Source organism: Streptomyces sp. NPDC020742 (genome assembly GCF_040641675.1).
Classification (GTDB): Bacteria; Actinomycetota; Actinomycetes; order Streptomycetales; family Streptomycetaceae; genus Streptomyces.
In genome coordinates this window covers 102,775-127,314 of record NZ_JBFAEA010000013.1, presented here as the reverse complement: position 1 = coordinate 127,314, position 24,540 = coordinate 102,775, and the positions used below count along the sequence as shown (strand labels likewise).

Annotated in this window: 25 protein-coding genes and 1 riboswitch; of the genes, 14 read left to right on the top strand and 11 right to left on the bottom strand. The window is 72.2% G+C overall.

Going from position 1 to position 24,540, the window contains the following annotated elements:
- Positions 1-47: 47 nt before the first annotated feature.
- On the top strand, positions 48-1,754 hold the full coding sequence (locus tag AB0G84_RS22555; RefSeq protein WP_361323479.1) for a PTS transporter subunit EIIC: 1,707 nt from the start codon (positions 48-50) through the stop codon (positions 1,752-1,754).
- A 225-nt stretch (positions 1,755-1,979) separates the two neighbouring features.
- Here the strand turns inward: AB0G84_RS22555 and AB0G84_RS22550 are convergent, their stop codons facing one another.
- Complete coding sequence (locus AB0G84_RS22550; RefSeq protein ID WP_361323476.1) at positions 1,980-2,231, bottom strand: hypothetical protein; 252 nt, start codon at positions 2,229-2,231, stop codon at positions 1,980-1,982.
- 119 nt (positions 2,232-2,350) lie between these two features.
- Between AB0G84_RS22550 and AB0G84_RS22545 the strand changes: the two genes are divergently transcribed.
- The 3 genes from AB0G84_RS22545 to AB0G84_RS22535 are packed head-to-tail and all read left to right on the top strand — an operon-like array spanning position 2,351 to position 3,826.
- Complete coding sequence (locus AB0G84_RS22545; RefSeq protein ID WP_361323474.1) at positions 2,351-3,190, top strand: helix-turn-helix transcriptional regulator; 840 nt, start codon at positions 2,351-2,353, stop codon at positions 3,188-3,190.
- Positions 3,174-3,443 carry a DUF397 domain-containing protein gene (locus AB0G84_RS22540; protein WP_361323471.1) on the top strand — a complete coding sequence of 90 codons (270 nt, stop codon included), beginning with the start codon at positions 3,174-3,176 and terminating at the stop codon, positions 3,441-3,443. The genes AB0G84_RS22545 and AB0G84_RS22540 overlap by 17 nt, the downstream gene beginning before the upstream one ends.
- 56 nt (positions 3,444-3,499) lie before the next feature.
- Positions 3,500-3,826, top strand: coding sequence for a DUF397 domain-containing protein (locus AB0G84_RS22535; protein WP_361323468.1), 327 nt, complete (start codon positions 3,500-3,502; stop codon positions 3,824-3,826).
- Between the two features lie 49 nt (positions 3,827-3,875).
- On the opposite strand, the gene AB0G84_RS22530 is transcribed toward AB0G84_RS22535, so the two are convergent.
- Positions 3,876-4,652: a DUF998 domain-containing protein gene (locus AB0G84_RS22530; RefSeq protein ID WP_361323465.1), complete on the bottom strand. Its 777-nt coding sequence runs from the start codon at positions 4,650-4,652 to the stop codon at positions 3,876-3,878.
- 444 nt (positions 4,653-5,096) lie between these two features.
- Here AB0G84_RS22530 and AB0G84_RS22525 point away from each other — a divergent pair, with 444 nt between their 5' ends.
- Complete coding sequence (locus AB0G84_RS22525) at positions 5,097-5,813, top strand: response regulator transcription factor (protein ID WP_361323462.1); 717 nt, start codon at positions 5,097-5,099, stop codon at positions 5,811-5,813.
- Positions 5,810-7,729, top strand: a complete 1,920-nt coding sequence (locus tag AB0G84_RS22520; RefSeq protein WP_361323460.1) for a HAMP domain-containing sensor histidine kinase — start codon at positions 5,810-5,812, stop codon at positions 7,727-7,729. Before AB0G84_RS22525 ends, AB0G84_RS22520 begins: the two co-directional genes overlap by 4 nt.
- A gap of 181 nt (positions 7,730-7,910) precedes the next feature.
- On the opposite strand, the gene AB0G84_RS22515 is transcribed toward AB0G84_RS22520, so the two are convergent.
- Positions 7,911-8,357 carry a hypothetical protein gene (locus AB0G84_RS22515; protein WP_361323457.1) on the bottom strand — a complete coding sequence of 149 codons (447 nt, stop codon included), beginning with the start codon at positions 8,355-8,357 and terminating at the stop codon, positions 7,911-7,913.
- Positions 8,358-8,829: 472 nt separating this feature from the next.
- Here AB0G84_RS22515 and AB0G84_RS22510 point away from each other — a divergent pair, with 472 nt between their 5' ends.
- Positions 8,830-9,282: a hypothetical protein gene (locus tag AB0G84_RS22510; protein WP_361323454.1), complete on the top strand. Its 453-nt coding sequence runs from the start codon at positions 8,830-8,832 to the stop codon at positions 9,280-9,282.
- Positions 9,279-9,584, top strand: coding sequence for a hypothetical protein (locus AB0G84_RS22505; RefSeq protein WP_361323451.1), 306 nt, complete (start codon positions 9,279-9,281; stop codon positions 9,582-9,584). The genes AB0G84_RS22510 and AB0G84_RS22505 overlap by 4 nt, the downstream gene beginning before the upstream one ends.
- Positions 9,585-9,814: 230 nt before the next feature.
- Here AB0G84_RS22505 and groL read toward each other — a convergent pair whose 3' ends face one another.
- From groL to thrC, 4 genes are all read right to left on the bottom strand, one after another.
- Positions 9,815-11,440 carry a chaperonin GroEL gene (gene groL, locus AB0G84_RS22500; RefSeq protein ID WP_361323448.1) on the bottom strand — a complete coding sequence of 542 codons (1,626 nt, stop codon included), beginning with the start codon at positions 11,438-11,440 and terminating at the stop codon, positions 9,815-9,817.
- A 349-nt stretch (positions 11,441-11,789) separates the two neighbouring features.
- On the bottom strand, positions 11,790-11,993 hold the full coding sequence (locus tag AB0G84_RS22495; RefSeq protein ID WP_003986833.1) for a cold-shock protein: 204 nt from the start codon (positions 11,991-11,993) through the stop codon (positions 11,790-11,792).
- 486 nt (positions 11,994-12,479) lie between these two features.
- On the bottom strand, positions 12,480-12,758 hold the full coding sequence (locus tag AB0G84_RS22490) for a MoaD/ThiS family protein (RefSeq protein ID WP_361323445.1): 279 nt from the start codon (positions 12,756-12,758) through the stop codon (positions 12,480-12,482).
- Between the two features lie 51 nt (positions 12,759-12,809).
- On the bottom strand, positions 12,810-14,102 hold the full coding sequence (gene thrC, locus AB0G84_RS22485; RefSeq protein ID WP_361323442.1) for a threonine synthase: 1,293 nt from the start codon (positions 14,100-14,102) through the stop codon (positions 12,810-12,812).
- A 17-nt stretch (positions 14,103-14,119) separates the two neighbouring features.
- Positions 14,120-14,264: riboswitch (SAM riboswitch) on the bottom strand.
- Between the two features lie 184 nt (positions 14,265-14,448).
- On the opposite strand from thrC, the gene AB0G84_RS22480 reads away from it, so the two are divergent.
- Positions 14,449-15,414: a glucosyl-3-phosphoglycerate synthase gene (locus AB0G84_RS22480; RefSeq protein ID WP_361323439.1), complete on the top strand. Its 966-nt coding sequence runs from the start codon at positions 14,449-14,451 to the stop codon at positions 15,412-15,414.
- Positions 15,415-15,421: 7 nt separating this feature from the next.
- On the opposite strand, the gene AB0G84_RS22475 is transcribed toward AB0G84_RS22480, so the two are convergent.
- Entirely contained in the window at positions 15,422-16,177 is a 756-nt protein-coding gene (locus AB0G84_RS22475; RefSeq protein WP_361323436.1) for a GntR family transcriptional regulator, read from the bottom strand.
- A gap of 247 nt (positions 16,178-16,424) precedes the next feature.
- On the opposite strand from AB0G84_RS22475, the gene AB0G84_RS22470 reads away from it, so the two are divergent.
- Both AB0G84_RS22470 and AB0G84_RS22465 read left to right on the top strand, forming a co-directional pair.
- Positions 16,425-16,622, top strand: a complete 198-nt coding sequence (locus tag AB0G84_RS22470) for a hypothetical protein (protein ID WP_361323433.1) — start codon at positions 16,425-16,427, stop codon at positions 16,620-16,622.
- 46 nt (positions 16,623-16,668) lie between these two features.
- Positions 16,669-18,159: a trehalose-6-phosphate synthase gene (locus AB0G84_RS22465; protein WP_361323430.1), complete on the top strand. Its 1,491-nt coding sequence runs from the start codon at positions 16,669-16,671 to the stop codon at positions 18,157-18,159.
- Positions 18,160-18,255: 96 nt separating this feature from the next.
- On the opposite strand, the gene otsB is transcribed toward AB0G84_RS22465, so the two are convergent.
- From otsB to AB0G84_RS22450, 3 genes are all read right to left on the bottom strand, one after another.
- Positions 18,256-19,170 (bottom strand): trehalose-phosphatase, encoded by a 915-nt coding sequence (otsB, locus tag AB0G84_RS22460; RefSeq protein WP_361323427.1) that lies wholly within the window; start codon positions 19,168-19,170, stop codon positions 18,256-18,258.
- Between the two features lie 207 nt (positions 19,171-19,377).
- Positions 19,378-19,680: a DUF3263 domain-containing protein gene (locus AB0G84_RS22455; protein WP_361323424.1), complete on the bottom strand. Its 303-nt coding sequence runs from the start codon at positions 19,678-19,680 to the stop codon at positions 19,378-19,380.
- A gap of 58 nt (positions 19,681-19,738) precedes the next feature.
- Positions 19,739-20,959: an extracellular solute-binding protein gene (locus tag AB0G84_RS22450; RefSeq protein ID WP_361323421.1), complete on the bottom strand. Its 1,221-nt coding sequence runs from the start codon at positions 20,957-20,959 to the stop codon at positions 19,739-19,741.
- Between the two features lie 279 nt (positions 20,960-21,238).
- Between AB0G84_RS22450 and AB0G84_RS22445 the strand changes: the two genes are divergently transcribed.
- The 3 genes from AB0G84_RS22445 (at position 21,239) to AB0G84_RS22435 (ending at position 24,528) form a co-directional block, all read left to right on the top strand.
- Positions 21,239-22,195: an ROK family protein gene (locus tag AB0G84_RS22445; RefSeq protein WP_361323418.1), complete on the top strand. Its 957-nt coding sequence runs from the start codon at positions 21,239-21,241 to the stop codon at positions 22,193-22,195.
- On the top strand, positions 22,195-23,406 hold the full coding sequence (nagA, locus tag AB0G84_RS22440) for an N-acetylglucosamine-6-phosphate deacetylase (RefSeq protein WP_361323415.1): 1,212 nt from the start codon (positions 22,195-22,197) through the stop codon (positions 23,404-23,406). Before AB0G84_RS22445 ends, nagA begins: the two co-directional genes overlap by 1 nt.
- A 195-nt stretch (positions 23,407-23,601) precedes the next feature.
- Entirely contained in the window at positions 23,602-24,528 is a 927-nt protein-coding gene (locus AB0G84_RS22435) for a 1-phosphofructokinase family hexose kinase (RefSeq protein ID WP_361323412.1), read from the top strand.
- Positions 24,529-24,540 lie beyond the last annotated feature (12 nt).

Genomic DNA, 24,540 nt, shown 5'->3' with positions numbered 1-24,540 from the left:
CGCTCCGACCCGTACGTCCGGTTCGTCAGCACAGCAAGGCACCGCACATGTCCGAAGACACGTACCGCGCCACCGCCGCCGCGCTCCTCCCCCTGGTCGGCGGCGCCGCGAACGTCGCCTCCGTCGCCCACTGCATGACCCGGCTCCGCCTCGGCCTCCGGGACCGTTCGCTGGTCCGGGACGACGCGCTCCGGGCGCTGCCCTCCATCCTGGGCGTGGTCGAGGACGACACGTACCAGATCGTGCTGGGGCCGGGGACGGTCGCCCGGGTCACCCCCGCGCTGGAGGAGCTGGTGGAGCAGGCCCGTACGGCCGGGGACCCCGCTCCGGACCGCACCGGGCCCGCGCCCGCGAGCGCCCCCGACGCCGAGCAACTGGCCGCGCGGGGCGCCGCCCTCAAGGCGCGGCAGAAAGCCCGGAACGCCACCCCCGTCAAACAGTTCCTCCGTCGGATCGCCAACATCTTCGTCCCGCTGATCCCGGCCCTGATCGGCTGCGGCATCGTCGCCGGCTTCAACGGCCTGCTCACCAACCTCGGCAGCCTCCCCTCCCTCGTCCCCGCGCTCACCGCCATCGCCTCCGGCTTCCTGTCGCTGATCGCGGTCTTCGTCGGCATCAACACCGCCAAGGAGTTCGGCGGCACACCGGTGCTCGGCGGCGCGGTCGCCGCGGTCACCGTCTTCCCCGGCGTCGCCCACCTCACCGTCTTCGGCCAGCGGCTCTCCCCCGGGCAGGGCGGCGTCCTGGGGGCACTGGCCGCCGCCCTGCTGGCCGTTCAGGTGGAGCGCGGCTGCCGAAAGGTGGTCCCCGAGGCGCTGGACGTCCTGGTCACCCCCGCGCTCACGGTCCTGCTCACCGGCCTGGTCACGCTCTTCGGCCTGATGTACGCCGCGGGCGAGGTCTCCACCGCCATCGGCAGCTGCGCCACCTGGCTGCTGGCGCACGGCGGGGCGGTCGCCGGCTTCCTGCTCGGCGGCCTCTTCCTCCCCCTGGTCATGCTGGGCCTGCACCAGGCCCTGATCCCGATCCACGCCACGCTCATCCAGCAGCAGGGCTACACCGTCCTGCTCCCGATCCTCGCGATGGCCGGCGCGGGCCAGGTCGGCGCCGCGTTCGCCCTCTACCTCCGCCTCCCCCGCAACCGCTCGCTGCGCCGCACCATCAAGTCCGCCCTGCCCGCGGGCCTCCTGGGCGTCGGCGAACCCCTGATCTACGGCGTCTCCCTCCCGCTCGGCCGCCCGTTCATCACCGCCTGCCTGGGCGGCGCGTTCGGCGGCGGCTTCCTCGGCCTGCTCAACCAGCTCGGCGACACGGTCGGCTCCACCGCCATCGGCCCGTCAGGATGGGCCCTGTTCCCCCTGGTCAAGGGCGACCGGGGCCTTTCCAGCACGCTCCTGGTCTACGCCCTGGGCCTGGTCGTCGGCTATGCGGCCGGCTTCCTGGCCACCTACTTCTTCGGCCTCGGCCGACAGCAGCGGGCCGAGCTGAACGCGGACCCCGGGGCCGCGGAGGGAACGGAGGAAACGGAGGGGACGGAGGTGGCAGCCACGGCCGGGGCGACAACGGCCGGCGTGGCCCAGGCGGCCGGCACGGCCCAGGCAGCAGGCATGCCACAGGCGCCAGACTCGGCCCAGGCGCCAGACGTGGGCGCGGCCGGGGCGGCGGCCCGGGCCGGCGGTGAACCGTCCCCGGCCCCCGCCGGAACCCCCGGGACGCCGGTCACGGCATCCGGCTCTGCCAGTTCAACTCCCTGACACGGGCCGCCAGGACCGCGGGCGGCGGGGCGGGCCGCAGGGCGCCCGGCGGGCAGGCCCACTCCGGTCCGCCGCCCGGCGGCCGGAGCCGGACGCGCCCGCCGGCCGCGAGGCCCACCACCCGGCCGATCCGCCCGTCCCGCCCGTCCAGCACGTACGTGCCCGGGGCGGGTCCTCCCGAGGCAGGTCCGCCCCGGGCGGGTCCGCCCTGGCCGACGGCCGGCATCACGACCGTCGTTCCTCCGGACCGTGCCCGGCGGCGAGGGACCGCGCATGGTCCACCAGGACGCCCGCGAGCCGCCGCGCGGTGTCCAGATTGCACCGCCCCAGCTCGACCAGCGGCGCCAGATAGCCGCTCGCGCACGACACCGCGTCGACCCCGATCGAGGGCAGGGTGATCCCCACCTCCCGGAACGCGGTGTGCAGTTCGGCCGCGACCTCCTCGGCCTCCCGCTGCCGCTCACGCACCGTCAGCATCCCCATCATCACCTTCCACGCTGAGTGTTCGGATTGCACACATAGCGTGGCGGAATCGGGACTAGCCTGGACAGAGGCGCAGACCCAACAACCGCAGGTGATCAACAGGGAGTTACTGCATGCCCGGACCGAAACCCCTCGATCCGTCCTCGTCCCCCCGCGCCATGCTCGGCGCCGAATTACGTCACAAGCGGGAGGAGGCGGGGCTCACCCAGGAGGAGCTCGGCCGCCCGCTGTTCGTCAGCGGCTCCTTCATCGGACAGCTGGAGTCCGGTACGCGGCGGATGCAGATGGAGTACGCCGTGAAGTTCGACGAGATCCTGGGGACCGACGGCTACTTCGCCCGCAACTGCGAGGCCGCCACGAAGTCCAAGTACCCGGACCACTTCGCCGAGGCGGCGGAGGCGGAGGCGATGGCCACGGCGATCCGCGAGTACGCGCCGCTGCTGATTCCGGGCTTGCTGCAGACGGAGGGCTACGCGCGGGCGATGTTCCGCGCAGGCCATCCAACAGCGACCGAGACGGTTGTCAACGAGTTGGTAGCCTCCAGGCTAGAGCGAGCCCACCTGCTGGAAAAGCCAACCACACCATTGCTATGGGCAGTCATGGATGAGGCAGTGCTTCGCCGTCCCGTTGGAGGAGCGGCCGTCATGGCAGAGGCCCTTAAGCACATCGCCGATCTGGGAAGAAGCCACAGGATCATTGTTCAGATCCTCCCCTTTGCCGTTGGCGGTCACATGGCCCTCGGAGGGCCACTCAAGTTGATGGCCTTTGAGGACGCGCCGCCCCTCACCTACCTCCAAGGGCTGGGAACGGGAAGGTTGCTGGACGATCCAGCCACTGTGGCTCACTACGCACTGACCTACGATTTGGTCGGGGCCAGCGCACTAGCCCCCCAAGATTCCCTGGCTCTGATCGAATCAGTGGCGGAGGCTTACCTGCATGAGGATCAACCCTGAGTACGACCTGAGCACCGCCGTTTGGCACAAGTCCAGCCACAGCGATGCCAGTGGTGGCGACTGCCTGGAGATCGCCACCTGGCGCAAGTCCAGCCACAGCGGCGGAAGCGGCGACAACTGCCTGGAAGTCTCCGACGACCACCCCGGCATCGTCCCCGTCCGCGACTCAAAGGAGCCCCACGGCCCGGTACTCACCTTTCGGACCGCGGGCTGGTCGACCTTCATCCAACACATCAAGTCCGGCACCCCGTAAGGCCCCTGCAACCCAGAATCCCTGACCTTGATCGGATCAGTGGCGGAGGATGGCACATGAGGAGCAGCCCTGAGCACGACCTGACGACAGCCGTCTGGCGCAAGTCCAGCTACAGCGGCGGCAGCGGAGGCAACTGCCTGGAGATCGCCACCTGGCAGAAGTCGAGCTACAGCGGTGCCAGTGGTGGCGACTGCCTGGAGGTCGCCACCTGGCGCAAGTCCAGCCACAGCGGCGGCAGCGGCGGGAACTGCCTGGAGGTCTCCGACGACCACCCCAGCATCGTCCCTGTCCGCGACTCCAAGGACCCCCACGGCCCGGTACTCACCTTCCGGACCGCGGACTGGTCGACCTTCATCCAACACATCAAGTCCGGCACCCCGTAAGGGAGTCGTTCACGGCCCGGGGCCCGCGCAGTCCATGGCGCGGGCCCCGTCAGGAGCTCGTGGTGCCCGTCCCAGTGGGAGTGGCATCCTCACCGCCGCACACCACACCGCCATGCGCCACACCACCACGTACCGCGCCATCACCCACCTGCCGCGCACCCCCGTCGGACACCTCCGGCCGGAGCCCGCGTCCGTACAGCGAACCGCGCGCCAACTCGGCCGCCAGCAGCGCGAACCACACGCCCACCAGCAGCAGGTGGAGGCGCTGGGGGACGCCGTGCCAGCCGGGCAGGCCGAAGAGCGGGCCCACCGTGCAGATGGCGGCCGGCATCGCCACCGCCAGGACGCGCAGGCCCCAGCGGCGGATCAGCGGCAGCCCGGCACCGTCCGCCGCGGCGGCCCGACTGAGCAGCACCATCGAGGCGAAGAGGAAGAAGTGGGCCAGTGCGCTGGTCACGGTGTGCCAGGGGTGCACCGCTTCGCAGCCGGGTTCCAGCGAGGGCGCGCACCGCATCGGCAGCATGACGTCGGCCAGCGACGACAGCCCGAAGCCGACCAGCGCCAGCCGGCCCGCCCGGCTCCAGCCGCCCGCCGTACGGCCGTACACCAGGAGCGCCGCCAGCACGACGAGGACGGCACAGCAGCTTTCGATGCCGCCGAAGAGCGGACGGTAGGGCTGGTCCGCGGCGTACAGCTCGCTGACGTACGAGTGGCGCGGGTCCAGGCCGGTGGGCAGCCAGAACTCCAGCAGCCAGCCGTTGTAGAGCACCGCGGCCACGGCGAACAGCAGGGCACTCGCGGCACCCGCACGCACCGTAGCTCGCACCAGCATCCCTTCGGCCGTGATCACAGGTGGCGCGGGAGGCCCGGCAGCCGGGAGCCACACCCGCACACCCGCACATCCATAACCATTCGCAGCCACTTCGCCACACACGGTAATGACCACAGCGTAACCATGGTTCGTCGCAGGTCGCCGGAGGCGCTGCCCGGCGGTGTCACGGCCGGGCAGCGCCCCCTCGCCCCGCCCGCACCAGGGAAGGGGCGGTGCCGGGCAGGCCACAGAGAACCCACAAGATTGCCTCCTACGGTCGCGGCGCGGCTACCGTGCACGGCATGCCGTCGAGGGTGGGTCGGTGAACCGGAACGGCGTCGACAGTGAACTGCACACGATGCGGCAGCTCCGTCCTCCAGGGGCCGGACGGCCGGTGGTGCTGCAACAACTGTGGGGCGAGCGGATGAGCCGCCCGCCGAGACGAGAGCGGAGCCTGGAATGTGCGCGGCGGCGAAGCGCCTCGACCGAGTCCTGGTCGTCGACGACGACGCGATGATCCTGCGGTCCCTCGGGCGCGGCCTCCGGCTGAACGGCTTCTCCGTCGCGCTCGCCGAGGACGGTCCGGCCGCGCTGGCCGAGCTGACCGCCCGGCCCCCGGACGTGGTCGTGCTGGACGTCTCCCTGCCGGGCCTGAGCGGCACCGACCTGTGCCGCACCCTGCGGGCCAACGGGAACGAGGTGCCGGTGCTGATGCTGTCCGCGCTGGACGAGCTTGAGGACCGGGTCGCGGGGCTGCAGGCCGGGGCCGATGACTACCTGGTCAAGCCGTTCGCGTTGAAGGAACTGGTGCTCCGGCTACAGGCCCTGCTGCGCCGTCGCCCGCCCGGGGGCAGGGACGCGGTGCAGGTCGGTGACCTCGTCCTGGACACGGCCGCGCGGGAGGTGACGTACGGGGGCGTGGAGGTGCGGCTCACCCGGCGGGAGTTCGAGCTGCTGGAGGTCCTCACCCGGAACGCGGGCGTCGTACTCACCCGCGACCAGCTGCTGGACCGCGTATGGGGCTACGACTTCGAGGTGCGCACCGACGCCGTCGACACCTTCGTGAGCTACCTGCGCCGCAAGTTGGAGGCCGGGGGCCGGCCGCGCCTGGTCCACACGGTCCGCGGGGTCGGCTTCGTCCTGCGGGCTGACGGGCGGACGGAGACCGCGCGATGAGACTCACGACCCGGATCGCCCTCGCGATGGGCATCGCCATGCCGCTGCTGGTCCTGGGCTCGGGGGCGCTGCTGCTGCGCCTGGTCACCCATGATGTGCACACCAAGCAGGACGCCCGGCTCCGCGAGCGGGCCGCGGTGCTGCTGCCGACGGCCAGGGGGCTGCTGCGGGTCGAGGGCAGCGGCCGGCCGCAGCGGGTGGCGAACCAGGAACGGCGGCTGCTCGACGCGGGCCTCGACATCGGGGTGCGGCTGGTGGCCACCGACGACGGGGCGCCGTCCGGGAACGACGGGGGGCGGCCCGGGAACGCCGGCGGCGGGGACGGCTCGGCGCCGGGGCGGGACGGCGTACCGGGAGGCCAGAGCACCGCCGGGCAGAACGGCACCACGGGAAGCCAGAACACCGCCGGACAGCATGACCCCACGGAAGGCCAGAACCTCTTGGGGCAGAACGGCACCGGGGGCGGCGGCCCGGTGACCAGCGGCGGCCAGGTGGCCACGGCCGGGCCGAATGCTGTCGCCGAGCCGCCGCCGTACCGGGTGGTGGCCGCGGCCGGCCCCCAGCCGGGGGCCGACGCGGTGCTGCCGAGCGCGGCTCCCGACCCGATGACCGTACGGGCCCACGGACACACCTGGCGTGCGCTGTCGGTGGAGGTGAACATCGGGAACGGCGGGAGCGTCGGGAACGGCGGGAGCGTCGGGAACAGCGGGGACGGCGGGAACGACGGGGACGGCAGGAACGGCGGGAGTGTCGGGAACGGTGGGAACAGCGGAATCAGCGGGAACGGCGAGAACAGCGGGAACGGCGGGAACGGCGGGAACGCATCGTCCGGCCGGCGCGGCACGCTGTGGGTGTTCTCCCGTGGTTCGGCCGGGAAGTCCGAGGCCGACGCCGTACAGGGCCGCATCCTGCTGGTGGCGCTGATCGCCGCGCCGCTGACCGGGTTGCTCTCCCTGGCCATCGCCGAACACGCGACCCGGCCGCTGCGCCGGCTCCAGCGCCGGGCCGGCGGTCTGGACCCCCGCACCAGCGCGGCCCGCCTTGACCACTCCCCCTCCCGGATCACCGAGGTGGACGACCTGGCGCGCACCCTGCAGACCGTCCTGACCCGGTACGACGAGCAGGCGGCGCGCACCCAGGAGGCGCTGGCCACCGCGCGGGCCTTCTCCGCGACGGCCTCACACGAACTGCGCACCCCGTTGATGGGCATGCAGACCAACCTGGACGTCCTCACCGACCACCCGGACCTCGACCCCGCCGACCGCGCCGAGGTCCTGGCGGACCTGCACGCCGGGCACCGGCGCCTGATGGACATGCTGATCGCGCTCCGGGCGCTCGCCCAGGGGGACCTGGTGGAGGCCGACGCCTTCGCGGACGTGGACCTCTCCGAGCTGGTTGCCGCCGCGGTCGCCGACGTCGAACGGCACCACCCGGGCGTCCGGCTCACCCTCGACCTCACCCCCGGACTGCACCTGAGCGCCTGGGAGCCGGGCCTGCGGATGGCGGTCGACAACCTGCTCCGCAACGCGGTGGTGCACGGGAGCCGGCCGGGCGCGACGGCACGGATCGAGGTGGCGCTGCGGCCGGGCGGCCGGCCGGGGGACCCGGTCGCCGTACTCACCGTGGACGACGACGGTCCGGGGATCGCGCCCCAGGAGCGCGCGCAGGTCTTCGAGCGGTTCCACCGGCGCGCGGACAGCCCCGGCTCGGGGCTGGGGCTGACCCTGGTGGCGCAGCAGATCGCGCTGCACCGCGGCACGGTGGGGATCGTGGACCGGATGGCGGGCACCGGTACCCGGTTCGAGGTGCGGCTGCCGCGGCTCGACGCGGCAGACACCGACACCCGCACCCTCGAACTGCCGCTGCGCCGCGACTGGTTGAGCCAGCTCCCAGCGCCGGGGAGCACACCGGTGTAGGCACCAGGGGGCACACCGGTGCAGGCACCAGGGAGCACACCGGTGCAGGCAGCGGGAAGCGCATCGGTGCAGGCACCGGGGAGCACCGAGACGGGCTGCCCATCCCAGGGAATACACCGGGCACGCGCCAGGCCTGCCGGGGCGCGCCGTGGCCGGCCGGGGCCCGCCACGGCGCGCCCGGTCACCGCTCCCGGTCCCGGGGCTCCCTGACCACCCGCATCATCGCCCGGGTCGTCCCCGACGTGCAGGTCACCGAACGGAACCGGCCACCGACCTCGGCGACCCAGAACGCATCGGCGAAGGTGAGCGCCTGGACGCGTACGTCGCGCCGCCACCCCCGGAAGGACGCCTCGACGACATCAGCGCCGGGCGGCAGCTGCCCCCACGCCAGCGACCACCAGGCCCCCGCCCGGCCCCCGTACCGGCCGCCCCGGAGCGCGGAGACGCTGAGCGTGCCCGTCACGGACACATCGATCAGCCCCGCACCGCTGTGCACTTCCAGGGCGGGCCGGCCTCCGGAGCCGCGCCCGAGGCGCAACTGCCAACCACTGAGGGGCAGTCGCAAGGCACGCCGCCCATCGGCGGTGAGGGTGGTGGAGCCGCCCGCGGGGAAAGGCTCGTCCGGCATGAGGAAACCACCGCGGTCCATTGTGTCTCCCGGGGTTCGAAGGCTCGGCGTGTGGCGTGTAAAGGCTCGGCGTGTGGCGCGTAACGGCTCGGCGTGGAACAGCTCGGCGTGCAAGGGCTCGACGGGCAACCGCTCGGCGTACGACCAGCGGGCTGACGACCAGCGAGGGGGCGTACGACCGCTCGGCGTACAGCCGCCCGGCATGCGCCGCCGCTGACGCTCAACGGCCCCGAACGTACGGGCTTTCCTTGTGGATTCCTTGTGCCCCGGGCGGCCCGGCACCGGACCCGCCGCCTCACAAGGTCCCCACAAAGAACGTCCCTACCTTCTGCGAGGACGCGACGACCTGTCCGCCGGCTTTCCGCCGGCTCTCCCCCGCCTGTGCGCCACCGGTCCGCCGGCCGTGCGCACCGGTGGCAGGGCGGGCCGTTCGCGCCGAACCGTCCCCGTCCCCAGAAGAAGGAGCAGCACCATGCAGCGTCCCAAGACCGCCGTAGCCGGAGTCCTCGCCGGGCTCGCGCTCGCCGGTTCCGTGCTGACCACGGCGGCCCCGGCGAACGCGGCGGCCTCCGACGGCACCTCCCCCAAGCCCTCGGCGTCCGCCCCGGCGGCCGCCGGTCACGGCAAGGGCCACCGACACAAGGGCCTCTGCGCCCGAGTGCCCCGCCTGGAGAAGCGCATCGACCGGGCGCTGACCCGGATCAACGGCTCGGAGCAGACCCGCGGTTCGATCGCGCGGCTGGAGCGGCGGGTGGAGAAGGCCCGGGCCAAGCACCGCGACGAGGTCGCCACCTTCCTCCAGGACCGGCTGAACCACCGCAAGGAGATGAAGCCCTTCCTCACCCGGGAGCGCACCGACCTCAAGGCCGTCGCGACCTGGTGCGCGAAGAAGAAGGACGACGCCAAGGGCGGCACCGGCTCATGAGGCGGTCCCGGCGCGTCGCGCTGCTGCTGACGGCGGCGGTCGCGGTACCGGCCCTGGCGGCCACCGGCTGTTCGGGCGCCTCCGGTGAGCACGCGGCGTCGGGGGGCTCCGCGACCGGCGGGGCGTCCTCGGCGCCGGCCACCCCCGGCTCCGCTTCGGCCTCCGACGCCTCGACCGCCGGCTCCTCGGCCGGTTCCTCGACCGGCACCTCCTCGCAGGAGCAGGAGATGGCCAAGAAGGTCGAGCAGGCCGAGAAGGCGGCGGACGCGGCCGACTCCGACGCGGCCGCGGACACACGGTAAGAAGCCGCTGCGAACGGCGCTCCGCGCCCCGGAGCGCCACCGCACAAAGACACCACCCCCGCTGCACAGAAGCACCGCCGCACAGAAACACCGCCGCGCGGAGACACCGCCGGACAGCGGCACCACCGCGCAGAAACGCCGCCGGGGCGGCACCCCCTGGAAGGAGGGTGCCGCCCCGACGTGCGTGTGGACGTGTGGTCTGGGAGGACCAGCGTTCCGATCCGCGAGGATCAGAAGTCCATGTCACCGCCCGGCATGCCGCCCGGAGCGCCCGCCGCGGCGGCCTTCTCCGGCTTGTCGGCGATGACGGCCTCGGTGGTGAGGAAGAGCGCCGCGATGGAGGCGGCGTTCTGCAGCGCGGAGCGGGTGACCTTGGCCGGGTCGATGATGCCCTCGGCGACCATGTCGACGTAGTCGCCGGTGGCGGCGTTCAGACCGTGGCCGACGGCCAGGTTGCGCACCTTCTCCACCACGACGCCGCCCTCAAGGCCGGCGTTGACCGAGATCTGCTTCAGCGGGGCTTCCAGGGCCAGCTTCACCGCAGCGGCACCGGTGGCCTCGTCGCCCTCCAGCTCGATCTTCTCGAAGACCGAGGAGGCCTGCAGCAGGGCCACGCCACCGCCGGCGACGATGCCCTCTTCGACGGCCGCCTTCGCGTTGCGAACGGCGTCCTCGATGCGGTGCTTGCGCTCCTTGAGCTCGACCTCGGTGGCGGCACCGGCCTTGATGACGGCCACGCCGCCGGCCAGCTTCGCCAGACGCTCCTGGAGCTTCTCGCGGTCGTAGTCCGAGTCGCTGTTCTCGATCTCGGCGCGGATCTGGTTGACGCGACCCTGGACCTGGTCGCTGTCGCCGGCACCGTCGACGATGGTGGTCTCGTCCTTGGTGATGACGACCTTGCGGGCGCGGCCGAGCAGGTCGAGACCGGCGTTCTCCAGCTTGAGGCCGACCTCCTCGGAGATCACGGTGCCACCGGTGAGGATGGCGATGTCGCCCAGCATGGCCTTGCGGCGGTCGCCGAAGCCCGGGGCCTTGACGGCGACGGACTTGAAGGTGCCGCGGATCTTGTTGACGACCAGGGTCGACAGGGCCTCGCCCTCGACGTCCTCGGCGATGATCAGCAGCGGCTTGCCGGACTGCATGACCTTCTCCAGGAGCGGCAGCAGGTCCTTCACGTTGCCGATCTTGGAGTTGACGATGAGGATGTACGGGTCGTCGAGCGACGCCTCCATACGCTCCATGTCGGTGGCGAAGTACGCCGAGATGTAGCCCTTGTCGAAGCGCATACCCTCGGTGAGCTCCAGCTCCAGACCGAAGGTCTGGGACTCCTCGACGGTGATGACGCCTTCCTTGCCGACCTTGTCCATGGCCTCGGCGATCAGCTCGCCGATCTGGGTGTCGGCGGCGGAGATGGAGGCGGTCGAAGCGATCTGCTCCTTGGTCTCCACGTCCTTGGCCTGCTCCAGCAGGGCGGCGGAGACGGCCTCGACGGCCTTCTCGATACCGCGCTTGAGGGCCATCGGGTTGGCGCCGGCGGCGACGTTGCGCAGGCCCTCGCGGACCAGGGCCTGGGCCAGGACGGTCGCGGTCGTCGTGCCGTCACCGGCGACGTCGTCCGTCTTCTTCGCGACCTCCTTGACCAGCTCGGCGCCGATCTTCTCGTACGGGTCCTCGAGCTCGATCTCCTTGGCGATGGACACACCATCGTTGGTGATCGTGGGGGCGCCCCACTTCTTCTCGAGGACGACGTTACGGCCCTTGGGGCCGAGGGTGACCTTGACGGCGTCGGCGAGCTGGTTCATCCCGCGCTCGAGACCGCGCCGCGCCTCCTCGTCGAACGCGATGATCTTGGCCATGTGAAGTGGTCCTCCCGGACTAATGGGGTCTCCCCTGCTCGAACGCAGTTGAGAGCGTGGGGAAGGATTGCTCCGGACCGCGCTGGCGCCCGCGACGGACGACCTGCAGACCCGCGGTGGTTCCTTGCCCCACCCGGCCTACGGGCCTCACCGACCCGGTCCTTCGTAGCACTCTCACGCGGAGAGTGCTAACGCCAATGATTAGCACTCGTACCCCACGAGTGCAAGCGCCCCGGGGTGGGGTCCACCCCCGGGAGCGGACGACAGAAGGCCCGCACCCCCTCGACGACAGAAGGCCCGTACCCCCTCAGGGATACGGGCCTTCACTACGCAGCAGTCGGTCGGCGCCTCAGCCGGCCACCCGGACCATGTCCGCCTGCGGCCCCTTCTGGCCCTGCGAGATCTCGAACTCGACCCGCTGGCCCTCCTCAAGGGTGCGGTAGCCGTCCATCTGGATCGCGCTGTAGTGGACGAAAACATCCGCACCACCGTCGACCGCGATGAAGCCGTACCCCTTCTCCGCGTTGAACCACTTGACGGTGCCCTGAGCCATGCCTAACTCCCCTATTACTGGCCCTTGCGCAGGACCGCACTCCGCGGACCCGGGTCAGACCTCACCCCGCGAATGGCCCGTGGGGTGTGCGCCGGAACGCGTCGACCGCCGCTGAATGTATCTGGACCGATGCCCAGCGCAACAGGTCAATCGGACGAGAATTCTGGCGACGGTGAATCGGCTATATGCCTCGAAATCCCGCTTCTCCAGGGCAAGTCGGGCCGGACATCGCTCACATATGCGACGAATCCCGTGCACACTTTGGGCACAACTCGCCGCGATTTCCCTTGCGTTCGGCATACCCATGGGGATATCCGGAGGGGGATCACCCCAATGGTATCCCCTTTCACTAAACGGAATTGCCCCGTCCGATTTCCTTGGACGGGGCAATTCCGGTCAAGAAGGGGAAGAGATGGCGCAAATTAGCGCTCTCCCGATCTCAGTTCAACAGTTGTGGGCTAAACCGTTCGGCAGCGGACACGCCATTCAGCAGCCGCCGGCGACCGCCGGGATGATCGAAACACCCGCACCGTCCGGGGTTGGCGTCTGCAGACCCTGCTCGAATCGGACGTCATCGTCGTTGACGTAGACGTTCACGAAGCGGCGCAGCTTGCCGGTGTCGTCGAGCACCCGGGCCGCGATGCCCTGGTGGTTCTTCTCCAGGTCGGCGATCACCTCGGAGAGGGTCCCGCCCTCGGCGGTGACCTCGGCCTCGCCGCCGGTGTACGTGCGCAGGATGGTGGGGATGCGGACCTTGACGCTCATGGGTTCTGCCTTCCGGACAGGAGGTACGGGGTACGGGTGCGGGGCGGTGGCTCAGCCGGCCAGGCCGGCCGCACGGAACGCATCCAGGTTCGGACGGATCGTGGCCGTGGGCCCGGAGGTCGGCGCGACGGCGTCCAGCGTCTTGAGGCCGTCACCCGTGTTGAGTACAACGGTGGTCAGGGACGGGTCGAGCACACCGGCCTCGAAGAGCTTCTTGGTCACGCCGACGGTCACCCCGCCCGCGGTCTCCGCGAAGATGCCCTCGGTCCGGGCCAGCAGCTTGATCGCGTCCACGATCTGCTCGTCGTTGACGTCCTCGACTGCACCGCCGGTACGGCGCGCGATGTCGAGCACGTACGGGCCGTCGGCCGGGTTGCCGATCGCCAGCGACTTGGCGATTGTCTTCGGCTTCTGCGGGCGCACCACGTCGTGCCCGGCCTTGAAGGCCGCCGACACCGGGGAGCAGCCCTCCGCCTGGGCACCGAAGATCTTGTACGGCTTGTCCTCGACCAGGCCCAGGGCGATCAGCTCCTTGAGCCCCTTGTCGATCTTCGTCAGCTGGGAGCCGGACGCGATCGGGACGACGATCTGGTCCGGCAGCCGCCAGCCGAGCTGCTCGCAGATCTCGTACGCCAGGGTCTTGGAGCCCTCGCCGTAGTAGGGGCGCAGGTTGACGTTGACGAAGCCCCAGCCCTCGCCGAGCGGGTCGCCGATGAGCTCCGAGCAGAAGCGGTTGACGTCGTCGTAGTTGCCCTCGATGCCGACCAGGTCGCCGCCGTAGACCGCGGCCATCACGACCTTGCCGGCCTCCAGGTCGTGCGGGATGAAGACGCAGGACTTGAAGCCGGCCCGGCGCGCCGCGGCGCCGACCGCACCGGCGAGGTTGCCGGTGGAGGAGCAGGACAGCGTGGTGAAGCCGAAGGCACGGGCGGCCTCGACGGCGATGGCCACGACGCGGTCCTTGAAGGAGTGCGTCGGGTTGCCGGAGTCGTCCTTGACGTAGAGGCCGCCGGTGACGCCCAGCTCGGCGGCGAGCCGGTCGGCCTGCACGAGCTTGGTGAAGCCGGGGTTGAGGTTCGGCTTCTCGGCCACGTCGGCGGGGACGGGCAGCAGCGGGGCGTAGCGCCAGATGTTGTCGGGACCGGCCTCGATCTGCTTCTTCAGGCCCTCGGGGTCACCGCTCGGCAGGTCGTAGGCGACTTCGAGCGGTCCGAAACACGACGCGCAGGCGAAGATCGGGCCGAGGTCGAAGCGCTCACCGCACTCCCGGCAGGACAGTGCCGCGGCGGGGCCAAGGGAGACGGTGGGGGCGGGTGCGGTGACTTCGGTGCTGTGCACAGCCATGGAGGCGAGGCCCTTTCTCCTCATCTTCCTCGCGACGCATCTCGCCGCGAGACGGATTTGGCACCTTCCCTAGCCGGGAGCCTCGCGCGCTGGACGCCGAGACCGACTGGAGGGTTGCCGGGGCTTCAACGGGCCGTTTCCCTCTGCCCCTCTGGATGAGCGGTGTGGCACTGGGCCGGAACCCAGGCGTTTGTGGTGCGGTGACCCCGACATGCGACGGTCATCCGCGTTGTTCAAGACTGTAACCGAAGGCCCTGACGGTTGAGATAGTCGTCCGAACCGCGAGATGGATCACAATGGATCACACTGCGTCCGCTGCACCGGCGGCCACCGAGGAGTCGTAGACGTGCTGGAAGAGGTGGAGCGCTGGCTGAGCAGCCGCTCCTGGTCCGCCGCCGACCGCCCGCTGGACCAGTTGCTGGAGGCCAAGCGTCAGACGGGCCGGACGGTCAGCGTAGTGCTGCCGGCGCTCGACGAGGAGGCCACGGTCGGCGCGATCGTCGCCGCGATCCGCGCCGATCTGATGACGGACGACGTCCCCCTGGTCGACGAACTGGTGGTGCTGGACTCCGGCTCCACCGACCGCACCGCCGAGGTCGCGGCGGCGGCCGGCGCCCGGGTGGTGCACCGCGACACGGTCCTGCCGCAGCTGCCCGCGCTGCCCGGCAAGGGCGAGGTCCTCTGGCGGTCGCTGCTGGTCACCGGCGGTGACATCGTCTGCTTCGTCGACGCGGACCTGCGCGAGTTCTCCACCACCTTCGTCTCCGGGATCGTCGGCCCGCTGCTGACCGACCCCGAGGTCCAGTTCGTCAAGGCGATGTACGACCGCCCGCTGGAGAACGGCGAGGCCGGACCGGCCGGCCCCGCGCAGGGCGGCCGGGTCACCGAGCTGGTCGCCCGCCCGCTGCTGAACCTGCACTGGCCGCAGCTGGCCGGCTTCGTCCAGCCCCTGGGCGGCGAGTACGCGGCCCGCCGCTCCCTGCTGGAGCGACTGCCCTTCCCGGTCGGCTACGGCGTCGAGCTGGGCCTGCTGGTCGACGCCCTGCACACCGTCGGCCTGGACGCGCTCGCCCAGGTGGACGTCGGGGTGCGCAAACACCGCCACCAGGACGGCCAGGCCCTGGGCCGGATGGCCGCCGCCATCTACCGCACCGCCCAACTCCGCCTGGCCCGCGGCCACTTGGTACGCCCCCGGCTCACCCAGTTCGACCGCGACGAGACCGGCTTCGTCCCCCGCACCACGGCCGTGGACACCGAGGAGCGCCCCCCGATGGCCGAAATCCCGGAGTACGCGGCCCGACGGGCGGCGTGAGGGGCGCTCAGGCGTCGAAGTCGTACTCCAGCACGTAGGCCGCGGAGTCCAGGGTCATCTCGTTGACCTCGACGGCGCGTCCGTCCTCGGTCACTGCCGTCCGGCTGACAAGGATGACGGGCGTGCCCGAGGGCAGGCGCAGCCGTTCGGCCTCCTCCGCGGACGGCATCCGCACCCGCACCTCCTCCCGGAAGCGCGCCGGTCCGGCACCGAGGTCGGCGAGCCGCGCGTACACGCCGCCGGGGCCGGTGTCGGGCCGCGTGATCGCCGTACCGGCCACCAGTTCCGCGGGGAGGTACGAGGCGGAGAGCAGCACCGGCTTGCCGTCGAGCACGAACCTGCGACGGCGCACGCACACGGCGGCGCCGGGTGCCACGTCCAGGCGTGCCGCGACGGCATCCCCGGCCGGCTCCTCCCCGACGGCGACGTCGTCCACCACCAGATCGCGATCCGGGATGTCGGCCGACCACACGGAGTTCCCGGCACCCCACTGCTCCCGCGCCAGACGCGGCACGCTCCGCCGCCGGATCGGCCGGAAAGCCCGCACGAAGACCCCAGCACCCTTGCGGGCCTCCGCCAGCCCCTCGGAACGCAGCACGCCCAGCGCCTGCCGCGCCGTCATCCGCGCCACACCGTGCTCGGCCATCAGGTCGTTCTCACCCGGCAGCCGGTCCCCGGGCTGGTAGGCACCCGAAACGATCGCCTGCTTCAACGCATCGGCGATCCGCTGGTACTTGGGCGCTTGCTTGTCCCGGCCGGCCATAGCGATACATCCCTCCTGGCGATCTCTAGACATCCTAGAGATGTGTTCGAGTCACCGAGTCCGCCGGATTGAGGGAACTTCTCTAGAGACATCTTGACGCTGCGCACTCGACCCGCTTCGCTATGCAGTGAAACTTCTCTAGAGAACTCGGAGATGGTCATGCCTGAACCTGCATTCCTGCGCCTGCTCCCGTGGTCGAAACCCGGAGGGCAAGCCGTGTTACCTGCTCTCGTCCGACGACGGCCCCGTGGCTCGACGCGCAGACGCCGTGGAGCGGACCCAGCTCGAATCCGGTGAGACCCTCCTCGGGCACGCCGGCGAACTCCTCATCGACGACCGCACCACCGCGGCCGAACCGCGCTTCCTCGGCAGCTGCCTTCGAGAAGCCCTCAGGGACGCGCTGCGCGTGGCGCACAGCAGGGGTGGCCGACTCGGTCGTACCTGACCCGGACGTACGTTTGCGTGGATGCGGGGATGGTTAATGTCGCGACATGGTCTCCGAGCGCAGTGCAGTTCCTGCAGGTGCCCAGGTTCTGGTCGCGTCCAACCGCGGGCCGGTGTCGTACGCCCTGGACGAGGGCGGTGCGCTGACCGCCAAGCGGGGCGGGGGCGGGCTGGTGTCCGGGCTGTCGGCCATCGGCCCCGGCAGCAACGCGATGTGGGTGTGTGCCGCGCTGGGGGACGGTGACCGGGAGGCCGTGCGGAGGACCGGGGGTGCGCTGGATCCGGCCGACACCGGGGGCCAGCGGGTGCGGATGCTGGACGTGCCGGCCGAGGTGTACGCCGAGGCCTACAACAGCATCGCGAACTCGGTGCTGTGGTTCGTCCACCACATGCTGTACCAGACCCCGCTGGAGCCGGTCTTCGGCGCGGAGTTCCGGGCGCAGTGGGCCTCGTACGAGACGTACAACCGGGCGTTCGCGCAGGCGCTGGCCGACGAGGCCGCCGAGGGCGCGGCGGTCCTGGTGCAGGACTACCACCTGGCGCTGGTGCCGGGCATGCTGCGCGCGCTGCGGCCCGACGTGCGGATCGCGCACTTCTCGCACACACCGTGGGCACCGCCGGAGTACTTCCGGATGCTGCCGGACGACATCGCCGAGCAGCTGCTGCGCGGGATGTTGGGCGCCGACCGGCTGGGGTTCCTCACCCGGCGGTGGGCGGACGCGTTCAGCGCCTGCTGCGAGGCGGTGACCGGCGGCACCGGGGACACCGCGATCGGGGTGTACGGGCTCGGGGCGGACGCCGCGTTCCTGCGGGAGCGGTCCCGGCAGCCGGACGTCGAGGAGCGCAAGGCGGCGCTGCACGAGGAGATCGGCACCGGGCCGGACGGCGCGGCGCGCCGGACCGTCGTACGGGTGGACCGCACCGAGCTGTCGAAGAACATCGTCCGGGGGCTGCTGGCCTACCGGCAACTGCTGGCGGACCGGCCGGAGTGGCGCGAGCGGGTGGTGCACCTCGCCTTCGCCTATCCGTCGCGCCAGGACCTGGCCGTCTACCGGGAGTACACCGCGGCGGTCGGCCGGCTGGCCGAGGAGATCAACTCCGAGTACGGCACGCCCGGCTGGCGTCCGGTCCTGCTGCACGTCAAGGACGACTTCGCACGGTCGCTGGCCGCGTACCGGCTGGCGGACGTGGCGCTGGTCAACCCGATCCGGGACGGGATGAACCTCGTCGCGAAGGAGATCCCGGTGGTCTCCGACCACGGCTGCGCGCTGGTGCTGTCGCGGGAGGCCGGCGCCCACGAGGAGCTGGGCCGGGACGCCGTCACGGTCAATCCGTACGACATCACCGGCACCGCGCGGGCGCTGCACGAGGCGCTGTCGATGGACCCCGGGGAGCGCGACCGGCGGACCGAGCGGCTGGCGGCGGCGGCCACCGCGCTGCCGCCGACGCAGTGGTTCCTCGGCCAGCTGCGGGCGCTGACCGAGGGAGCCGAGGGGTCCGAGGGGTCTGAGGGGCCCGAGGTGTCCGACGGCATGTGAGCGGCGTCGCCCTGCATCTGTCGGGGCGTCATGGGGGTGGACGGCGGTCAGCGGTCAGCGGTCAGCGGTCAGCGGTCAGCGGTCAGCGGTCAGCGGTCAGCGGTCAGCGAGACGGTCCGCGAGGGCGCCGAGTAGCGCCACCACGCCGGTCGGCCCGTCGACCACCAGGTCGGCTCGGTCGGCGAGTTCGGTCACCTCGTCGCTGCCGCTGCAGACCAGGACGCCGGACAGGCCCTGGGCGCGGAGCTGGTCGACGGCGGCGAAGGCGGCCAGGTCGCCGAGGTCGTCGCCGGCGTAGAGCACCGTCGAGGCGCCGGTCTCCCGAATCCAGTCGGCGAGCGCGACGCCCTTGTCCATGCCCGGGGGGCGGAGCTCCAGGACGTAGCGGCCCGGTTCGACGATCAGGCCGTGGCGTTCGGCCAGCGCGGTGAGCGGGTCGCGGAGCCGCTCGAAGGTGCCCTGGGGGTCCTCGGCGCGGCGGGTGTGCACGGCGAGGGCCCGGCCGCCCTTGCGCTCGACGGCGGTCCCGGTCCAGGGGCCGTGCCAGACGCCGGAGGAGTCCAGGACACCGGGGAGTTCGGCCTCCAGGGCGGCGATGCCGGGGTGCGGCGGAGGGGCGTCAACGGCGCCGGTGGCCGCCTCCCAGCGCTCGGCACCGTAGTGGCCGAGCACGGTGAGGTGGTCGAGGCCGGGTACGGAGGCGAAGCCGCCGAGGCGGACCGCGACGGCGGCCGGGCGGCCGGTGAGCACCGCGGCGGCGCGCAAGCGGGGCACCAGGCGACCCAGGGCGGCGACGGCGCCGCTGTGGGCGCGGGCCTGCTCGGGGTCGGGGACGATGTCGGCGAGGGTGCCGTCGAAGTCGAGGGCGACCACGGCGCGTTCGGGGTGGGCCAGCAACGCGGCGAGGCCGTCACGGCCGGCGGGGGTGCGCGACGCCGGCGGGGAGCCGGGCGCACGCTGCGGTTCGGGGGTCGGCTCGGGGTGCGGCGCGGCGTTCTGGGAACTGCCCATGCGCCGACCCTACCGGCGCGGGGCGGGCGTCGGGGGCACCTCGCGGCGGCGGCTCGGGGAGCGCGCCGAGGTGCGCTGTGTCGGCGTACCAGGGTGCACCGTGACGGCGTAACAGGGTGGGTTGCGTCGGCGTACCAGGGTGCACCGCGACGGCGTAACAGGGTGCGCCGCGTCGGCGTACCGGGTCAGCGGCGGGCGCGCCGGGCGTCAGCGGCGGGCGCGCCGGGCGTCCCGTACGCGGCGCAGCCGGTTGACCGTGACGGGGTCGTGGGCGAGCGCGTGGGGGTCGTCCAGCAGGGCGTTGAGGAGTTGGTAGTAGCGGGTCGGGGAGATGCCGAGCTGCTCGCGGATGGCGCGCTCCTTGGGGCCGGGGCCGGGCCAGGAGCGGCGCTCCACGGCGAGCACGGCCTCGTCCCGGGCGGACAGGCCGGCGGAGGCCTCGGCGGGCCCAGGGGCCTCGGCCGGCCGGGCGTCGCGCGAGGCGTCGGGGTCCTGCGTACCGCTCGTCATCACGCTTCCACGATAGGCGCACGGTCGGACGGGGCCCGCCCGACCGGTGCACATCGCCTCACTCGCCGGAGTTGTCCGCCTCGTCCGCGGCGTTCTGGATGTCGGTGAGCACGCCGGCCGGGTTGCCCTCGGGGCCGACCGCGGTGCCCATCTTGGCCTTGACGGTCTTGGAGACCAGCGGCCAGGAGGTCTTGTTCGCCGGGTAGAACTCGGCGCTGGCCAGCTGCTTGAGGAAGCCGTGCAGCTTGGCGTACGAGTCGTCGGCGAGCATCTCCTGGGAGGCCGTGGAGGTGACCGGCAGCAGGCCGTAGTCACGGGAGAACTTCTCGACGTTCTTGTCGCTGTAGACGAAGTCGAGGAACTTGCCGACCTCGGCGCGGTGGCCGTTCTGCTTGAACGCCATCATCCAGTCCGCGACGCCCATGGTGGTCTTGGCCTTGCCCTCGATGCCGGGCAGTTCGACGGTGCCGTAGTCGATGCCCTTGGCGGCGGCCTGCTTCATCAGGGCGGGGTGGCCGTTGAGCATGCCGACCTTGCCGTCGGCGAAGCCCTGGAAGGCGTCCTCGCGGTTGAGCTTGGCCGGGTCGGTGCCGGTCAGGCCCTTGGCGACGAGGTTCTCCTTGACCCAGTTGAAGGTCTTGATGTTCTCCGGCGAATCGATGCGGTACTTGCCGATGCTGTCGGTGTAGCCGCCGCCCCCGCTGAGCATCCACATCAGCGTCTCGGCCTGGGTCTCCTCCGGGCCGAGCGGCAGCGCGTAGGGCATCCTGACGCCGTGCGCCTTCAGCGCCTGCGCGTCATGGGCGATGTCGTCCCAGGTCTGCGGCGGGTTGGTGATGCCGGCCTGGGCGAACAGCTTCTTGTTGTAGAACAGCCGCCGGGTGCTGGCGCCGAACGGCATGCCGTACTGGATCCGTTCGTACTCGCCGGCCTCGGCGAGGGAGGGGGTGAAGTTGGCCTCGGTGGGGACGGAGAGCAGCTTGTCGACGCTGTAGAGCTTGCCCTCGGCGGCGTAGTCGGCGTACGCGCCGATTTGCGCCAGGTCGGGGGCGTGGCCCTCCTTGACGAGGTTCTCGACCTTCCGGTCGACGTCCGTCCAGCCGTAGACCTGGACGTCGACCTTGATCCCGGGGTTCTTCTTCTCGAAGGCGCGGGTGAGCTCGTCCCAGTAGTGCTGGGAGCCGTTGGCCTTGCTGTCGCCGTAGTCCGCCGCGATCAGCTTCAGGGTGACGTCGCCGTCGTCCGATCCGCTGCCGCAGCCGGTGAGAGTCAGCGTCATGGTGGCCGCCGTCGCTGCCGCCGCCAGGCTCAAATACCGCCGCTGCACCCCTGTTACCGCCCTTTTCCGTGCTCGTGTTCTTCGTGCCTGCCGGGTCGCCCGACGTCGTCCCGTAGAACCGCCCTCGACCGGCGTGAACAGCGAGTTTCCCCCGTGTCCCCCATAAGGTCTACACCACCGGCGGTCTCGCTCCGGTGCCGGGCCCCCACCCGTTCTTCCCCGCGATCCGCCCGGTGAGTGGACTAGACCTTTCGGTGCGGATCGCGCGAAACTGTTCCGGTGAGACACGTCATCGCCCTTGATGTGGGCGGCACTGGAATGAAGGCCGCCCTCGTGGGGGTGGACGACACCGCGCCGTCCGAGGAGACCCCGCCCGCGCTGCTGTACCAGGCGCGCCGCCCCACCGGCCGCGAGCACGGCCCGGAGGCGGTGGTCGAGGCCGTCCTCGGCTTCGCCGCCGAGCTCCGCGACCTCGGCGCCGAACGCTTCGGGGCCCCGGCCGCTGCTGCCGGCGTCGCCGTGCCCGGCATCGTCGACGAGGCCTCCGGCACCGCCGTCTACGCCGCCAACCTCGGCTGGCGGGACGTACCGATGCGGGCGCTGCTGTCCGAGCGGCTCGGGGTACCGGTCGCCCTCGGTCACGACGTCCGCACCGGCGGCCTGGCCGAGGGCCGGATCGGCGCCGGCCGGGGCGCCGACCGCTTCCTGTTCGTGCCGCTGGGCACCGGCATCGCGGGCGCCATCGGCATCGGCGGCCGGATCGAGTCCGGTGCGCACGGCAGCGCCGGCGAGATCGGCCACATCGTCGTACGGCCCGAGGGGCGCGCCTGCGACTGCGGGCAGCGCGGCTGCCTGGAGACCGTGGCCTCGGCCGCCGCGGTGGGCCGGGACTGGGCCGCGGCCTGCGGCGACCCGCGGGCCTCCGCTGCGGACGCGGCCACGGCCGTCCGGTCCGGCGACGAGCGGGCCCGGACGGTGTGGCAGAACGCGGTGGACGCCCTGGCCGACGGCCTGGTCACCGGCCTCACGCTGCTCGACCCGCAGACACTCATCATCGGCGGGGGGCTCGCCGAGGCCGGCGACACGCTGTTCGCACCTCTGCGGGAAGCGGTCCGCCGGCGCGTTACGTTCCAGCGGCTCCCCTCGATCGTTCCGGCGGCCCTCGGGGACACCGCCGGGTGCCTGGGCGCGGGACTCCTCGCCTGGGATCTTCTCTCCACGGAGGTAACCGCCTGATGGCACAGCACCAGCCCGCGCAGCCACCCTCCGGCCCCCGGCGCACCGTCCTGGCCGGCGCCCGGATCGCCCGGCCCTCCGGTGTCGTCGACGGCGGCCGGATCACGGTCGAGGGCCACCGGATCGCCGCCGTCCACACCCGCGACCTGGACGGCTTCGAGAACGGCCCGGCGCACCTCGTGGACCTCTCCGGCCATCTGGTCGTCCCCGGATTCGTCGATGTGCATGTGCACGGCGGGGGCGGCGGCTCCTTCTCGTCGGCCGACCCCGGCGAGTGCATGACGGCCATCGACACCCACCGCCGGCACGGCACCACCACGATGGTCGCCTCCACGGTCACCGGTGAGCTGTCCGACCTCGCCCGCCAGGCCGCGGTGCTCGCCGAACTCGTCCAGCAGGGCGAGCTGGCGGGCATCCACTTCGAGGGCCCGTTCATCTCACCGCACCGCTGCGGTGCCCACCAGCCCGGGCTGCTGCGCGACCCGGACCCGTCCGACGTCCGCAAGCTCATCGACGCCGCGCACGGCACCGCGGCGATGATGACCCTGGCCCCCGAACTGCCCGGTGGGCTGGCCTCCGTACGGCTGCTGGCCGACGCCGGGGTGGTCGCCGCCATCGGCCACACCGACTCCTCTTACGACGCCACCCGCCAGGCCATCGACGCGGGCGCCACCGTCGCCACCCACCTGTTCAACGCGATGCCGCCGCTCGGCCACCGCGCGCCCGGCCCGATCGCCGCCCTCCTGGAGGACGAGCGGATCACCATCGAGCTGATCAACGACGGCACCCATCTGCACCCCTCGGTCCTGCAACTGGCGGTCCGCGAGGCGGGCGCCGCGCGGGTGGCGTTCATCACGGACGCCATGGGCGCGGCCGGGATGGACGACGGGATGTTTCCACTGGGCCCGATGCAGGTCGAGGTGCGGGAGGGCGTCGCCCGGATCAGCGAGGGGCCCACCGCGGGCTCCATCGCCGGCTCCACGCTCACCCTGGACCGCGCCTTCCGACGGGCCGTCACCCTCGACGGACTCACCGTCGACCAGGCCGTTGCGGCGCTCTGCGCCAACCCGGCCCGCCTGCTGGGCGTCGACGACCGGGTGGGGTCCCTGGAGGCCGGCAAGGACGCCGACCTGGTGGTCCTGGACGCGGCCTACCGCCTGGCCGGTGTCATGCGGCAGGGCGAGTGGTTGGTGCGCCCGCCGGGGGTGTGAGCCTCCACGGCCGCACCAGGTCGCCTACGCAGCGTGCCGCCCCTCCGGGTGGCCGGGGACCACCGGCGGTTATCCCGGGTCTGGGCCAATCACCACCGGCGATGGCATGATCGCTCGCGCACTTGTCCGCATGCCGCCGCCGCGCGCGGTTGCCCGACCACGGCCGCCCGGCCATGACTGCCCGGAGGGGCGACCATGATCCTCACGGTCACGCTGAACGCCGCCCTGGACATCACCTACCGCGTGCCACGGCTCCGTCCGCACAGCACCCACCGGATCACCGAGGTGTCCGAACGCCCCGGTGGCAAGGGCCTGAACGTCGCCCGGGTGCTGGCCGCGCTCGGCCACCGTACGGTCGCCACCGGCTTCGCGGGCGGCGGCACCGGCGAGGCGCTGCGCGCCCAGCTCGCGGACACCGATGTCACCGACGCCCTGGTACCGGTCGGCGGCGCCACCCGCCGCACCGTCGCCGTCGTCGACGAGGCCACCGGAGACACCACCCAGCTCAACGAGCCGGGCCCGACGGTCTCCCCCGCCGAATGGGACGCCTTCCTTCGCACCTACCGCGAACTGCTCACCGAGGCACGGGCGGTGGCGCTGTGCGGCAGCCTGCCGCCGGGTGTCCCGGTCGACGTCTACGCCCGCCTCACCCGGGCCGCGCGCAGCGCCGGCGTCCCCGTCCTGCTCGACACCAGCGGCGAACCGCTGCGCCGGGGCCTGGCCGCCCGCCCCGATCTCGCCAAGCCCAACGCCGACGAACTGGCCGCGCTCACCGGCAGCACCGAGCCGCTGCGGGCAGCGCGCGACGCCCGCCGCCGCGGCGCCCATGCGGTGGCCGCCTCCCTGGGCCCGGCCGGCATGCTCGCGGTCACCGCCGACGGCACCTGGCAGGCCGCCCCGCCCCAGCGGATCCCCGGCAACCCCACCGGTGCCGGTGACTCGGCCGTGGCCGGCCTGCTGTCCGGCCTGGTGGAGGAGTTGCCCTGGCCGGACCGGCTGACCCGCGCGGTGGCCCTGTCCGCCGCGACCGTACGGGCCCCGGCGGCGGGCGAGTTCGACCCGGAGACCTACGAAGACCTGCTGCCGCGCGTGGTGGTGACGGACCGTCCCTCGGCGGCGTGAGGGCCCTGGGCC

Excerpts from the sequence above, each read along its gene's own strand:
- AB0G84_RS22555 (WP_361323479.1), top strand. The coding sequence starts at position 48 with ATGTCCGAAGACACGTACCGCGCCACCGCCGCCGCGCTCCTCCCCCTG.
- AB0G84_RS22550 (WP_361323476.1), bottom strand. The coding sequence starts at position 2,231 with ATGCTGACGGTGCGTGAGCGGCAGCGGGAGGCCGAGGAGGTCGCGGCC.
- AB0G84_RS22545 (WP_361323474.1), top strand. The coding sequence starts at position 2,351 with ATGCCCGGACCGAAACCCCTCGATCCGTCCTCGTCCCCCCGCGCCATG.
- AB0G84_RS22540 (WP_361323471.1), top strand. The coding sequence starts at position 3,174 with ATGAGGATCAACCCTGAGTACGACCTGAGCACCGCCGTTTGGCACAAG.
- AB0G84_RS22535 (WP_361323468.1), top strand. The coding sequence starts at position 3,500 with ATGAGGAGCAGCCCTGAGCACGACCTGACGACAGCCGTCTGGCGCAAG.
- AB0G84_RS22525 (WP_361323462.1), top strand. The coding sequence starts at position 5,097 with ATGTGCGCGGCGGCGAAGCGCCTCGACCGAGTCCTGGTCGTCGACGAC.
- AB0G84_RS22520 (WP_361323460.1), top strand. The coding sequence starts at position 5,810 with ATGAGACTCACGACCCGGATCGCCCTCGCGATGGGCATCGCCATGCCG.
- AB0G84_RS22515 (WP_361323457.1), bottom strand. The coding sequence starts at position 8,357 with ATGCCGGACGAGCCTTTCCCCGCGGGCGGCTCCACCACCCTCACCGCC.
- AB0G84_RS22510 (WP_361323454.1), top strand. The coding sequence starts at position 8,830 with ATGCAGCGTCCCAAGACCGCCGTAGCCGGAGTCCTCGCCGGGCTCGCG.
- AB0G84_RS22505 (WP_361323451.1), top strand. The coding sequence starts at position 9,279 with ATGAGGCGGTCCCGGCGCGTCGCGCTGCTGCTGACGGCGGCGGTCGCG.
- groL (WP_361323448.1), bottom strand. The coding sequence starts at position 11,440 with ATGGCCAAGATCATCGCGTTCGACGAGGAGGCGCGGCGCGGTCTCGAG.
- AB0G84_RS22495 (WP_003986833.1), bottom strand. The coding sequence starts at position 11,993 with ATGGCTCAGGGCACCGTCAAGTGGTTCAACGCGGAGAAGGGGTACGGC.
- AB0G84_RS22490 (WP_361323445.1), bottom strand. The coding sequence starts at position 12,758 with ATGAGCGTCAAGGTCCGCATCCCCACCATCCTGCGCACGTACACCGGC.
- thrC (WP_361323442.1), bottom strand. The coding sequence starts at position 14,102 with ATGGCTGTGCACAGCACCGAAGTCACCGCACCCGCCCCCACCGTCTCC.
- AB0G84_RS22475 (WP_361323436.1), bottom strand. The coding sequence starts at position 16,177 with ATGGCCGGCCGGGACAAGCAAGCGCCCAAGTACCAGCGGATCGCCGAT.
- AB0G84_RS22465 (WP_361323430.1), top strand. The coding sequence starts at position 16,669 with ATGGTCTCCGAGCGCAGTGCAGTTCCTGCAGGTGCCCAGGTTCTGGTC.
- otsB (WP_361323427.1), bottom strand. The coding sequence starts at position 19,170 with ATGGGCAGTTCCCAGAACGCCGCGCCGCACCCCGAGCCGACCCCCGAA.
- AB0G84_RS22455 (WP_361323424.1), bottom strand. The coding sequence starts at position 19,680 with ATGACGAGCGGTACGCAGGACCCCGACGCCTCGCGCGACGCCCGGCCG.
- AB0G84_RS22450 (WP_361323421.1), bottom strand. The coding sequence starts at position 20,959 with ATGACGCTGACTCTCACCGGCTGCGGCAGCGGATCGGACGACGGCGAC.
- nagA (WP_361323415.1), top strand. The coding sequence starts at position 22,195 with ATGGCACAGCACCAGCCCGCGCAGCCACCCTCCGGCCCCCGGCGCACC.
- AB0G84_RS22435 (WP_361323412.1), top strand. The coding sequence starts at position 23,602 with ATGATCCTCACGGTCACGCTGAACGCCGCCCTGGACATCACCTACCGC.